At 66.1% G+C, this 12,839-nt stretch carries 12 protein-coding genes; 7 read left to right on the top strand and 5 right to left on the bottom strand.

The window, feature by feature from the left end; genetic code table 11:
• The first annotated feature begins 2 nt into the window (after window positions 1-2).
• The 6 genes from F8197_RS04760 (at window position 3) to paoC (ending at window position 8,168) form a co-directional block, all read left to right on the top strand.
• Window positions 3-1,610, top strand: coding sequence for a DUF5060 domain-containing protein (locus F8197_RS04760; RefSeq protein WP_227012065.1), 1,608 nt, complete (start codon window positions 3-5; stop codon window positions 1,608-1,610).
• An 11-nt stretch (window positions 1,611-1,621) separates the two neighbouring features.
• Window positions 1,622-2,893: a pectate lyase gene (gene pelA, locus F8197_RS04755; RefSeq protein WP_193333329.1), complete on the top strand. Its 1,272-nt coding sequence runs from the start codon at window positions 1,622-1,624 to the stop codon at window positions 2,891-2,893.
• Window positions 2,894-3,085: 192 nt separating this feature from the next.
• Window positions 3,086-4,276, top strand: a complete 1,191-nt coding sequence (locus F8197_RS04750; RefSeq protein WP_152880364.1) for an MFS transporter — start codon at window positions 3,086-3,088, stop codon at window positions 4,274-4,276.
• A 12-nt stretch (window positions 4,277-4,288) separates the two neighbouring features.
• Window positions 4,289-4,957, top strand: a complete 669-nt coding sequence (gene paoA, locus F8197_RS04745) for an aldehyde dehydrogenase iron-sulfur subunit PaoA (protein WP_152880362.1) — start codon at window positions 4,289-4,291, stop codon at window positions 4,955-4,957.
• A gap of 52 nt (window positions 4,958-5,009) precedes the next feature.
• Complete coding sequence (locus F8197_RS04740) at window positions 5,010-5,951, top strand: xanthine dehydrogenase family protein subunit M (RefSeq protein ID WP_152880360.1); 942 nt, start codon at window positions 5,010-5,012, stop codon at window positions 5,949-5,951.
• 3 nt (window positions 5,952-5,954) lie between these two features.
• Window positions 5,955-8,168 (top strand): aldehyde oxidoreductase molybdenum-binding subunit PaoC, encoded by a 2,214-nt coding sequence (paoC, locus tag F8197_RS04735; protein ID WP_152880358.1) that lies wholly within the window; start codon window positions 5,955-5,957, stop codon window positions 8,166-8,168.
• A gap of 37 nt (window positions 8,169-8,205) precedes the next feature.
• Here paoC and F8197_RS04730 read toward each other — a convergent pair whose 3' ends face one another.
• Window positions 8,206-9,099 carry a LysR family transcriptional regulator gene (locus F8197_RS04730; protein ID WP_152880356.1) on the bottom strand — a complete coding sequence of 298 codons (894 nt, stop codon included), beginning with the start codon at window positions 9,097-9,099 and terminating at the stop codon, window positions 8,206-8,208.
• Window positions 9,100-9,209: 110 nt separating this feature from the next.
• Here F8197_RS04730 and F8197_RS04725 point away from each other — a divergent pair, with 110 nt between their 5' ends.
• Window positions 9,210-9,986 carry a DNA-binding protein gene (locus F8197_RS04725; protein WP_152880354.1) on the top strand — a complete coding sequence of 259 codons (777 nt, stop codon included), beginning with the start codon at window positions 9,210-9,212 and terminating at the stop codon, window positions 9,984-9,986.
• Here the strand turns inward: F8197_RS04725 and mdcH are convergent.
• Genes mdcH through madL form a run of 4 tightly spaced genes read right to left on the bottom strand, consistent with a single transcriptional unit; the run spans window position 9,983 to window position 12,757 of the window.
• Window positions 9,983-10,912, bottom strand: a complete 930-nt coding sequence (gene mdcH / locus F8197_RS04720) for a malonate decarboxylase subunit epsilon (RefSeq protein ID WP_152880352.1) — start codon at window positions 10,910-10,912, stop codon at window positions 9,983-9,985. The two genes, F8197_RS04725 and mdcH, sit on opposite strands and share 4 nt — an antisense overlap.
• Entirely contained in the window at window positions 10,909-11,571 is a 663-nt protein-coding gene (locus F8197_RS04715) for a malonate decarboxylase holo-ACP synthase (RefSeq protein ID WP_152880350.1), read from the bottom strand. Before F8197_RS04715 ends, mdcH begins: the two co-directional genes overlap by 4 nt.
• Before the next feature lie 3 nt (window positions 11,572-11,574).
• A complete protein-coding gene (gene madM / locus F8197_RS04710; protein WP_152880348.1) occupies window positions 11,575-12,339 on the bottom strand; it encodes a malonate transporter subunit MadM in 765 nt (254 codons plus the stop codon).
• A 10-nt stretch (window positions 12,340-12,349) separates the two neighbouring features.
• Window positions 12,350-12,757 (bottom strand): malonate transporter subunit MadL, encoded by a 408-nt coding sequence (gene madL, locus F8197_RS04705; protein WP_019921145.1) that lies wholly within the window; start codon window positions 12,755-12,757, stop codon window positions 12,350-12,352.
• Window positions 12,758-12,839: the final 82 nt, after the last annotated feature.

The raw sequence follows: 12,839 nt of genomic DNA, 5'->3' as shown, positions 1-12,839 counted from the left end.
AAATGAAGCGACGTGTTTGCATGATGTTGTTGGCTGGCGTGGTCGCTTTTGGCCATGCCGGCCATGCTGCTGCCGCGCCGGCGGTGAACCAGTTTGGCGTGGTGCAGGCCACAGGGCCGGTCGAGCGCTGGGGTACGCTCGAACTGTCGTTCATGGGACCGGCCACTGGCAACCCGTTCATGGACGTTGACCTGTCGGCCGTGTTCCGCCAGGGCGGGCGCGAACAGCTGGTGCCAGGCTTTTACGATGGCGACGGCGTCTATAAAATCCGCTTCATGCCCGATACCGTGGGCGACTGGACGTACGAAACCCGCTCCGGCGCACCCGTGCTGCACGGCAAGCGCGGCGCATTCGCGGCGGTGCAGCCGGCGCCCGGCAATCACGGCCCCGTCTCGGTGCGCAACACGTACCACTTCGGCTATGGCGACGGCACGCCGTTCCGGCAGGTTGGCACCACCAGCTATGCCTGGACCCACCAGAGCGCGGCGCTGCAGGAGCAAACGCTCAAGACCCTGGCCGGGGCGCCGTTCAACAAGATCCGCATGGCGATCTTCCCGAACAACGACGACCAGGTGGCGGGCCAGCATTTTCCGTTCGTCGGCAAGCCGCCGCACGGCTGGGACTTTACCCGCTTCGACCCGGTCTTCTTCCGCAATCTCGATCAGCGCGTGGCGCAGTTGCGCGCGCTCGGCATCGAGGCCGATTTGATCCTGTTCCACCCGTACGACAAGGGCCGCTGGGGCTTCGACCGCATGCCTGCTGCGGTTGATGACCGCTACCTGCGCTACGTGGTGGCGCGCCTGTCCGCGTACCGCAACGTGTGGTGGTCGATGGCCAACGAGTACGACTTCCTCACCGAGAAGAAGACCGACGACTGGGACCGCTACTTCCGCATCGTCCAGGCCGTCGATCCTTACAACCACCTGCGCTCGATCCACAATGCGTTCCGCTTCTATGACCACAGCAAGCCGTGGGTCACGCACGTGAGCATCCAGCACGGCGCGGCAACGGAAGACCCGGAGCGGGCGGTGCTGTTCCGCGACGTCTATAACAAGCCGGTGGTGTTCGACGAAGTGAAATATGAAGGCAACTGGACCAAGCGCTGGGGACAACTGACACCGGAAGAAATGGTGCTGCGCTTCTGGAACGGCGCGGTGGCCGGCACCTACGTGGGCCACAGCGAGATTTACACCGACACCAGCGGCAAGGGCGAGATCTGGCTGGGCAAGGGCGGCGTGTTGCGCGGCCAGAGCGCGCCCCGGCTGGCGTTCTTCCGCAAGATACTGGCCGACAGCCCGGCCGAGGGCCTGGAACCGATCGACAAATGGCAGGAGCATCCGTTCGCCGGCAAGCATGGCGAGTATTATCTCGGTTACTTCAACCGCGCGCAGCCAACCGCCTGGCCGTTCGCCTTGTTCAAGACGGGCCTGAAAGACGGCATGCGCTTCAAGGTCGAGGTCATCGACACCTGGAACATGACGGTCACGCCGGTCGAAGGCGTGTTCGAGATCAGGAAGCGCGACGATTACATGTTCGCCGACAAGGATGGCCGCAGCATTGCGCTGCCGGGCCGTCCGTACATGGCGCTGCGCATCGTGCGCGTGCCTTAGGAGTATTGTTAATGAAACGATGTGTGCTGGCTGCGGCCATTGCGGTGGTGCTGGCGGCGGGTGTCGCCCACGCCGAAATAATCGGCAAGATGGAGACCCCGCAAGCGTTGAGCGAAGCGCGCCTAGCCGTGTTGTCGGTACCCGAGCGCGCTGTGTGGCAGGCGTACCTGGAGCGCTCGCGCAGCCTGATGGCGGCCGACAAGGCGGCGCTGGCCGCCGAACGCGCAGCGGTTCCGCTATGGCAGGTGACAGCAGCAACGCACCCGCCGCCGGGCAACGGCATGCCGCTCAAGAATCCGGGGGCCTGGTATGGTTCCGTCGAAGCGCTGCGCGTGGCCGACAACATCGTCAGCTACCAGACACCGGCCGGCGGCTGGGGCAAAAACGTCAACCGCAGCGAAGCGCCGCGCGACAAGGGTGAAGCGTATGTCCACAGCGACGGCGGCAAGCTGGACGGCTGGTCGTACGTCGGCACCATCGACAACGACGCCACCATCACCGAACTGCGCTTCCTGGCGCGCGTGATCGCCAGCGGAGGTGGTGCCGGCAGACCTGAATATACCGCGGCCTTCGTGCGCGGCATGGAATACCTGTTTACTGCCCAGTATCCGAACGGCGGCTTCCCGCAGGTGTATCCGCTGGCCGGCGGCTACCACGACGCCATCACCTACAACGACAACGCGCTGGCCAACGTCACCGACCTGCTGGAAGAGGTGGCACTGCGCAAGGGTGACTACAGCTTTGTCCCGCCGGAGCTGGCCGCGCGCGCGGCGCAGTCGCGCGACAAGGCCGAGCAGGTGATCATCGCCAGCCAGATCCGGGTCGATGGCGTGCTCACTGCCTGGTGCCAGCAGCACGACGCGGTGACGCTCGCCCCGGTCGGCGCCCGCAACTTCGAGCCGATCGCGCTCACCAGCGTGGAAAGCGCGCGGCTGCTCAACGTGCTGATGCGCGACCCGGCGCCCAGTCCGGCCATCGTCAACGCGGTAGATGCCGGCGCGGCCTGGCTCAAGCGTGCCGCCATCCACGGCCAGGAGTGGGTGCGCACAAAAGACAGTGCCGGCCTCACGCCCAAAGCCGGCGCCGGGCCGTTATGGGCGCGCCTGTACGACATCGCCACCATGCGCCCGATCTTCGGTGACCGCGACCGCACCATCCACACCGACGTCAACGAACTCTCGCCCGAGCGCCGCGCCGGTTATGCGTGGTACGTGAATAATCCGGCATCGACGCTGGACAAGTATGCGAAGTGGGCACGCAAGTATTCGGCGGCAGCCAAATAATGAGGTTTATTGATGAAGGATTTTCATAAGGTCATCAAATATTAATGACGTTTTATGCATGAATTAGCATTTAGCATGCAGGCTCTCCGCATTGTGCAATTCAAAGGATCCTGCCATGACTATCGAAGCCTGCGGCACCCACTCGGGCGCCTTCTTACCTGAGTCCCTCAACTTCATCACGCCGGCGGCTTGATGCGGGCGCAAAACACCTCTGCCTGGGGCGCGGTGCTGGCCATGTCGCTGGGCGCCTTCGCGCTGGTGGCATCCGAATTCATGCCGGTCAGCCTGCTCACGCCGATCGCCGCCGACCTGCAGATCACCGAAGGCCAGGCCGGCCAGGCGATCGCCATTTCCGGCGCCTTTGCCTTGCTCACCAGCCTGTTCATCTCGGGCATGGCCGGCAAGATGGACCGCAAGATCCTGCTGCTGGCCATGTCGATGCTGATGATCGTCTCCGGCACCGTGGTGGCGTTTGCGCCGAACTACCTGGTCTTCATGGTGGGCCGCGCGCTGATCGGCGTGGCCATCGGCGGTTTCTGGTCGCTGTCGGCGGCAACCGTGATGCGGCTGGTAGAACCCGCGAAAATCCCGCGCGCGCTGGCCATCCTCAACGGCGGCAATGCGCTGGCCACCGTGATCGCGGCGCCCGCCGGCAGTTTCCTCGGTTCCCTGATCGGCTGGCGCGGCGCCTTCCTGTGCGTGATCCCGGTCGCGCTCATCGCGTTCGTGTGGAAGCTGGCCACGCTGCCGCCCATGCACAACGACACCAACACCAGACCGGCGAGCCTGCCAGCGCTGCTCAAACGCCCCGAAGTGGCGCTGGGCATGGTTGCCGTGAGCCTGTTCTTCATGGGGCAATTCGCGCTGTTTACGTACCTGCGGCCGTTCCTGGAAACCGCGACCCACGCCAGCGTCTCCACCCTGTCACTGCTGTTGCTGGTCCTGGGCGTGGCCGGCTTTGCCGGCACCGCGCTGATCGGCGGCCTGCTGGGTAATCACCTGTACCGCACCCTGGTCGCGATCCCGCTGCTGATGGCGGCGATCGCCCTGGCGTTGATGACGTTTGGCGCGTCGGTGGCCGCCACTGCCGTGCTGCTGGCTTTGTGGGGCCTGCTGGCCACGTCGGCGCCGGTGGGCTGGTGGACCTGGCTGGCCCGGACCTTGCCGCACGATGCCGAGGCGGGCGGCGGCCTGATGGTGGCCGTGGTGCAGTTGGCGATCATGCTCGGCGCCATGGTGGGCGGCCTGGTATTCGACGCCGGCGGCTATCGCGGCACGTTCGAACTGGCGGCCGTAGTGCTGGTGGCGGCAAGTGGCGTTTCCCTGCTGGCGGCACGCGCCGGCGCACAAGCTTCGGTGGCCCTGGCTACTACTCATAAATAAACAAGGAAGACCATGCACAATCAAGACATCGACAACACCCGGCGCGGCATCCTGATCGGCGGCGCCCTCACGGCGACCGCCGCCGCGTTGCCGGCCATGGCGGGCGGGCAGGGCGCCGCCGCAGCACTTACCGGCACCGCTGGCATCAATGCCACCACCCCGGCGCCGGTGCAGTCCACCGTCACCATGCGCATCAACGGCAAGCCGCACACCCTCTCGCTTGACACCCGCACCACCTTGCTCGACGCGCTGCGCGAACACCTGCACCTGACCGGCACCAAGAAAGGCTGCGACCACGGCCAGTGCGGCGCCTGCACGGTACTTGTCGATGGCCGCCGCATCAACTCCTGCCTGACGCTGGCGGTGATGCACGAAGGCGCCGAGGTCACCACCATCGAAGGCCTGGGTACCCCGGACCGGCTGCACCCGATGCAGGCGGCGTTCGTCAAGCACGACGGTTTCCAGTGCGGCTACTGTACGCCTGGCCAGATCTGCTCGGCGGTAGCGGCCATCGATGAAATACGGCGCGGCGTGCCAAGCCATGTCACCGGCGACCTCACCGTGCAGCCGTTGCTGTCGGCCGACGAACTGCGTGAGCGCATGAGCGGCAATCTGTGCCGCTGCGGCGCCTATTCCAACATCATCGACGCCATCACCGAAGTGGCCGGGAGCCGCGCATGAGAGCCTTTACCTGTCAACTAGCGTCCATTATGTCGATGGCGGGGAGTATTTCATGAGAGCCTTTACCTATCAACGTGCCGCCACAGCTGCCGAAGCGGCGGCCGTCGCGGCCCGCACACCGGGCTCCCGCTTCATCGCGGGCGGCACCAACCTGCTCGACCTAATGAAGCTCGAGATTGAAACGCCCGCACACCTGGTCGATGTGAACGGCCTGGGCCTGGACCGCATCGACGCCACGCCGGACGGCGGTCTGCGCATCGGCGCGCTGGTGCGCAACACCGACCTGGCGGCCGACACCACCGTGCGCCGCGATTACGGGGTGCTGTCACGCGCCTTGCTGGCCGGCGCCAGCGCCCAGCTGCGCAACAAGGCCACCACGGCCGGCAATCTGCTGCAACGCACGCGCTGCCCGTACTTTTACGACACCAACCAGGCCTGCAACAAGCGCACGCCCGGCGCCGGCTGCGCCGCTATCGGCGGTTTTACGCGCGGCCACGCCATCGTGGGCCAGAGCGACGCCTGCATCGCCACGCACCCGAGCGACATGGCGGTGGCCATGCGCCTGCTCGACGCGGTGGTGGAAACGGTGAACCCGGATGGCGCCACGCGCACCATTCCCATCGCCGACTTCTATCGCCCGCCCGGCAACACGCCCAACCTGGACACCAACCTGCGCCCGGCGGAACTGATCACCGCCGTCACGCTGCCCAAGCCGCTCGGCGGTCGCCATGTGTACCGCAAGGTGCGCGACCGCGCCTCGTACGCCTTTGCGCTGGCCTCGGTAGCGGCCGTGGTGCAGCCCGACGGCACCGGGCGCGTGGCCGTGGGCGGCGTGGCGCACCAGCCGTGGCGCGTGCCGGCGGCCGACGCCGCACTGCCGCAGGGCGGCCAGGCCGCGACGACGCTGTTGCTGGCAGGCGCCCGCACCACCGAGGAGAACGCCTTCAAGGTCGTGCTGGTGCATCGCACGCTCGACGCCATCCTGAAAGGATAAGACATGAAATTCACCAACCCGGCAAGCACCAATCCCATCGACCAGCTCAAGGTGGTGGGCAAGCCCCTGGACCGCATCGACGGTCCGCTCAAAGTCACCGGCACCGCGCCATACGCGTACGAACAGCACGAGGCGGCGCCGAACGCCGTCTATGGCTATGTGATCGGCGCCAGCATCCCCAAGGGGCGCATCAAGGGTATCGACAGCACCGCCGCCAGCCGCGCACCCGGCGTACTGGCCGTTGTCACCTACGAGAGTGCCGGTAAACTCGGTAAAGGCAATTTCAACACGGCCCACCTGCTGGCCGGCCCCGACGTGCAGCATTACCACCAGGCCGTGGCGCTGGTGGTGGCCGAGACCTTCGAGCAGGCTCGCGCCGCTGCCGCGCTGGTGCGCGTCGATTACGAGGCTGCGCCGGGAGCGTTCGACCTGAAGGCAGCGATGGACCAGGCCAGGCCGGTCAAGTCCGGCGACAAGGACGAAGACCAGGGTGAGCAAAGAACGGGCGACTTCGAAGGCGCGTACGCCAACGCCCCGGTCAAGCTCGACGCCACCTACACCACGCCCGACCACACCCATGCGATGATGGAGCCGTTCGCGTCGATCGCGTCGTGGAGTGGCGACCAGCTCACGGTATGGATCTCGAACCAGATGATCGACTGGACCCGCACCGACCTGGCCACCACGCTGGGCATCTCCAAGGACAAGGTGCGATTGATATCGCCGTACATCGGCGGCGGCTTCGGCGGCAAGCTGTTCCTGCGCAGCGAGACCGTGCTGGCCGCGCTGGGCGCCAGGGTCGTCAAGCGGCCGGTGAAGGTGACGCTGCAACGCCCGCTCATCGCCAACAACACCACGCACCGTCCGGCCACCATCCAGCGCATCCGCATCGGCGCCTCGCGCGAGGGCCGCATCACCGCCATCGCCCACGAGAGCTGGTCGGGCGACCTGGAAGGCGGCGGGCCGGAAACGGCGGTGGCGCAAACACGCCTGCTGTACGCCGGCCCCAATCGTCTGACCCGCATGATGCTGGCCACGCTCGATCTGCCGGAAGGGAATGCCATGCGCGCGCCGGGCGAGGCGCCTGGCCTGATGGCGCTGGAAGTAGCGATCGACGAACTGGCGGAAAAACTCAGGATGGACCCTGTAACGTTCCGCGTCCTCAACGACACCACGGTCGATCCCGAACAGCGTGGCCGCAAGTTTTCGCAGCGACGGCTGGTGGAGTGCCTGCGCCAGGGCGCGCGCAAGTTCGGCTGGGACCAGCGCGCCGTGCAACCGGGTACGCGCCGCGACGGCCGCTGGCTGGTGGGCATGGGCGTGGCCTCGGCCTTCCGCAACAACATCGTGATGAAGTCCGGCGCGCGCGTACGGCTGGAGCAGGACGGCACGGTGACGGTGGAAACCGACATGACCGATATCGGCACCGGCAGCTACACCATCATCGCCCAGACGGCGGCAGAAATCCTTGGCCTTCCGGTCGAGCGCGTGACGGTGCGCCTGGGCGACTCGTCGTTCCCGGTGTCGTCCGGCTCGGGCGGGCAGTGGGGCGCCAACAGCGCCACGGCTGGCGTGTACGCAGCGTGCGTGAAGCTGCGCGAGCAGATCGCGCGCCAGGCCGGCCTCGATCCGGTCGCCGCCGAATTTGCCGGCGGCCAGGTGCATGTCGGCGCGAAGACGGTGGCGCTGTCCGTCGTGGCAGCCCAAGGTGCGATCACGGCGGAAGACGCGATCGAATTCGGTGACCTCGGAAAGAAATTCCAGCAATCGACGTTCGGTGCGCACTTCGTGGAAGTGGGCGTGGACCTGGCAACCGCTGAAGTGCGGGTGCGGCGCATGCTGGCCGTGTGCGCGGCGGGCCGCATCCTCAACCCCAAGACCGCGCGCAGCCAGTTGATCGGCGCCATGACCATGGGTGTGGGCGGGGCGTTGATGGAGCACCTGGTGGTGGACAAGCGCCTGGGCTTTTTCGTCAACCACGACCTGGCCGGGTACGAGGTGCCGGTGCATGCCGACATTCCGCACCAGGAGGTGATTTTCCTCGACGAGAACGACCCGATGTCGTCGCCGATGAAGGCCAAGGGTGTCGGTGAGTTGGGCCTGTGCGGCGTAGGGGCGGCGGTGGCCAACGCCATCTACAACGCCACCGGCATCCGCGTGCGCGATTATCCGGTCACGCTGGATAAGCTGATTGCGCAAATGCCGGCGGTGTATTGACCGCGGTACTGACAAGCACGGGGCTGCGGCCCCGTCTTCAATTCTTCAATCTGATCGCCTCGATCACCAGCGACAACGCCCGTGAGGACTGCCGCCGGCTCGGATAATAGGCGTGCAGTCCTTCGAAGTTCGGGCAACAATCCTCCATCACTGACACCAGGCGACCAGCTTCGATATGTTCGTCCACCAGGTCGCCGGGCAGGAATGCCAGGCCGCAGCCGGCCAGTGCCGCGTCGCGCATCGGATACACGCTGGTAAATACGGCTTGGCCGCGCACGCGCGCTTCCACCGGCTTGCCGTGTTCGCACAATTCCCACGCATACAAACCGCCGCTGCCGGCAAAGCGCAGTGCGATGCAGTTCTGTTTCAGCAGTTCCGCGATCGTGGTCGGCTTGCTGTGCCAGGCAAAGTACGACGGCGAGCCGACGATGCGCATCGGTACATCGGGCGTGAGGCGCACGGCGATCATGTCCTTGTCCACCTGGTCGCCGTGGCGCACGCCGATGTCGTAGCGCTCGGCCGCGATATCGACCAGCCGGTAGTCGGAGTTGATCTCCACGTGCAAGTCCGGGTACAGCGGCATCAGCGGCGCGATGCGCGGCAACAGGATCGTATCGACCACCATGTCGATGGCAGTGATGCGGATGGTGCCGGCCGGCTTGTCGCCAAGGTCGCTGACGGCGGCGATCTCCGCTTCGATTTCCTCCAGGCGCGGTGCGACATTGAGCAGCAGCCGCTCGCCAGCCTCGGTGGGCGAGACGCTGCGTGTGGTGCGCGTCAACAGGCGCACGCCGAGGCGTTCTTCCAGCGAACGGATGATGTGACTGAGCGCCGATTGCGTCATGCCGAGCTTGGCGGCTGCCCGCGTAAAACTGCGCTCGCGCGCAACGGCGAAAAAGACGAGAATGTCGCTGATATTATCGCGTGCCATAGTCGATGCAGTGGTTGCAAAGACTCGATGATACAGCAAGCGCTTGCTTTGGATCGAATCGTATTACATAATACGTGTTATGTAAGACGTTATCTTATTAGGAGTGATGAATGGCACGTACCGGATTATCAAAAGAAGAGGTGGCGCAGGCGCGTGCTGGTTTGCTGGCGCAAGGCCAGTACCCGTCGGTGGATGCGGTACGCGTGGCGTTGGGCAACACCGGCTCCAAGACCACAATCCACAAGTATTTGAAGGAGCTCGATGAAGAGCAGGGTGGTAGCACTCCGGTTGGCGTGCGCCAATCGACCATCAGCGATGTCCTGCACGACCTGGTGGAGCGGCTGGCGGCGCGGCTGCGCCAGGAGTCGGAAGACCAGCTCGATCTCGCGCGCGCGGAACTGGCCGAGAAAGAGCTGCAACTGGCGCAAGCAAATCGGCAGATGGAAAGCGAATTGCGTACCACGCGCGAACATGAAGCACGGCTGCAAACCGAGTTGCGCCAGCAGCGGCTGGCCTTCAACATCAAGCAGGACGAACTGGCGCAACTGAGCAAGGAAAGCAGCCGCATCGCGACCGAGCTGGCACATACCCAGCAGTCGCTGTACGAACAGCTGACCAACGCCCGCAAGCTCGAACAGAAAGTGGAGCAACTGCAGGCGCAGCAACGCCACACGGGCGACCTCGAACGGCAGCTAGCCACCAGCATCGCGCACAACGAGCGCCTGGGCGAGCAAGCGGCGGCGATGGAATCGGCGCTGGCGCCAGCGCAGGCGCGAGCCCGCGAACTGGAACTGCTGCTGGCGCAGGCCGAGGCACGCGCGCAGGTCCAGGAGCAGGTGGGCGAGCAGTTGCGGGCCTACCTGGACCGGATGGCGGCGCGGGATTAGCCATCACCTCTGGCAACCAGCTGCGCAATATCCTCAAACCGCATCCCCTCGCAACTGACCGCCATCCCACCGTCAAACATCGGCTGAGCCAGCTTGGTCAGCACGCTGCCGCTCGGCATTTCCACGGCCAGCCGCGCGCCGCGTTCCCACGCGTGGCGCATGCTGTCGTGCCACTGCACCGGTCGCGCCATGTTGCGGGCCAGGTCGGCGCCGATGGCGGCGCCGTCAAATAGTGCCCGCGCCGCGCTGCCGCTGATGTACGTCATGCGCGGACGGCGCAGCGGCACGTCAGCCATCGCCGCTGCCAGTTCCAGCGCCTGGCGATCGAATAATTCGCAATGCGACGGCACGCTCACCGCCAGCCGCTCGGCCTTGGCGCCCGAGCTGCCAGCCTGCACCAGCGACGCCACCGCCGCCATGGCCTGGTCGGAACCAGCGATGACCAGCTGGCGCGGGCCGTTCAGGTTGGCGAGGTACACGGGCGTCTCCATGCTGTGCACTTGCGCTACCAGCGGCGCAAGCTGGGCTTCCACCAGGCCAGATACCGCCGTCATGCCAAAGCCGGAAGGATAGGCATCTTCCATCGACTGCGCGCGCTGGCGCACCAGCCGCACGGCGTCGGCAAAGTCCAGCACACCGGCGATGACGGCGGCCGGATAGGCGCCAATCGACAGTCCTGCCACCATTGTCGGCTGGGCACCGAGCATGGCCATGTAGCGCGCGGCAGCCACGCCGGCCACCAGCAGGCACAGTTGCACGGCAACGGTGGAGCGCAGCGCTTCCACGGTATCGAGCAACAGCACGTCGCTGCCCAGGGCTGCCGAAGCTTCGGCCAGTGTATCGCCGACCACCGCGTGCGCGGGCAGGGCGTGCAGCATGCCCGGCTTTTGCGCGCCCTGGCCGGGGAAGGTCAACAGCACGCTCATGCTGCCTCGCGCTGCGCGTCTGCCATGCGCCACGGATCGGCGACCAACACCGGCCCGTGCGCGGTCTTGAGCAGCACCCGGCCGCCGCGCGCGTATTCGTTCAGGGCGAAACCGCCGCGTCCCGTATCGACCTGGATATCGACACGGCACTGCTGTTCCTGCAACCGCAGCAGGCGGTCGATGATCCAGGCCGGCAGCGGTTCCGGTGCGCGCACCAGCAGATCGAGGTCGCTGTCTGCGCGCAGCACCGGCAGGCCGGAGGCCAGGTAAAAGCCGGCGCCGCCGGTGGGTCCCCACGCCAGGCCCAGGTCTTTCAGGCGCGGCGTCATGGCGGCCAGCGCGCGCAGCGGCGGCAAGTCCGACTGGCACTCGCCCGAGCGCACTGCACGCAAATGCAGGCGCGCCAGCATCTCGGGCGTGACGCAGCGGGCCACGGCATCGCGCTGCACATAACCCTTGCAGCGCTGGCTGCGCGTCAGGCCGCGGGCACCCACCGGCAGCAGGCTGCCAGGCGCCGCCTCGCGCCGCACCACCAGCGGCGCTTGCGTGAGCCACGCCGCGTCGAGCCACTCGGGCCAGGCTTCGCCGGCGCCGGTGGTAAAGCGGTCGGGCAAGCGCAGGAACAGCAGGTCGTGCGGACGGCAGGGCAAGTTTTTCATACGTTATCCAACAATGGCGCGGGTGGCAAAGAATAACAGCGATGGTCCGAGCAGGCAGCCCAGTCCCGTGTGGAACGTGGCCACCAGCGCGCCATACGGCACCAGCCTGCGGTCGGTGGCCGCCAGACCGGCCGAGACGCCGGACACGGTGCCGGCCAGGCCGCCGAACACCATCGCCGAACGCGGCGTGCGCAAGCCGAGGAATTTGGCGGCGGCCGGCGTGGCCACCATCACCAGGATGGCCTTGATCAGACCAGCGGCAATACTCAGCGCCATCACGTCCGACGTGGCGCCGATGGCCGCCCCGGTGACCGGACCGACGATATACGTAACCGCGCCGGCGCCGATGGTGGTGATGCTGACCGCATCGCGATAACCGAACGCGTAGGCCACGCAAGCACCGACGATAAACGGCAGGAAGGTGCCCAGCAACAGCGCCACCACGCCGACCATGCCGGCCTTTTTCGCTTCCACCACCTGCACTTCGAACGCGGTGGCGACAATCGCGAAGTCGCGCAGCATGGCGCCGCCCATCAGGCCCACGCCGGCAAACAGCGAGACGTCGGCAAGGCCCTTGGTGCCGCCGGTCTGCACGCCGCCCCAGTAGGCCAGCCCGAGGCCGATCACGATGGCGATGGCGGAGCCGTGCACGCGTCCCATGGTCAAGTGGCGCGAGAGTTTCATGGAGATCAGCATCACCAGGCCCACCAGCGCAAATGCGGTGACCAGGCCATTGTGGCGGGCAGTTCCTTCGAGTAGTTCGAGCATGACGATCTCCTTAGCGCACGGTGGCAGGGGTTGGCACTTCCAGCGGCGGCAAAGCCGTTCCTTCAACCTTTTCGCCGCGGTTGATCAGCGCGATCACGCAGGCGCACACCACCACGCTGCCGACAGCCGCCAGCAGCGCGACCGGGCCACCGCGCAGCGCGGTCAGCACGTTCTGTTGCGCGGCCATGGCGACCACCACCGGGATGTACATCGCGCCCCAGAAGGCCACGCCCATTTCGGTCTGCTCGGGCATCCAGCCCTTCTTGTGCATCCACAGCCGGGCGCAGATAAGCAATATCATCGCAATGCCCACGCCGCCGACATTGGTCTTGGCGCCGATCAGGGTGCCCAGCAGGTCGCCGAGGAAGATCCCCAGCAAGTGGCAGATCGCCAGTAAAGCGGTTCCGTAGATAATCATGATTGTGTCTCCAACTAGTTTCAACTCGTTCCAGGGATCGGCCGCACCGGTTTATATAGTGGTTTCATGGGCGGCCGTCATA

It is taken from the genome of Duganella sp. FT27W, assembly GCF_009295655.1.
In the GTDB taxonomy this organism is placed as follows: Bacteria; Pseudomonadota; Gammaproteobacteria; order Burkholderiales; family Burkholderiaceae_D; genus Rugamonas; species Rugamonas zoogloeoides.
The sequence above is the reverse complement of the archived record's forward strand: the minus strand, read 5'-3'. Positions and strand labels throughout refer to the sequence as shown.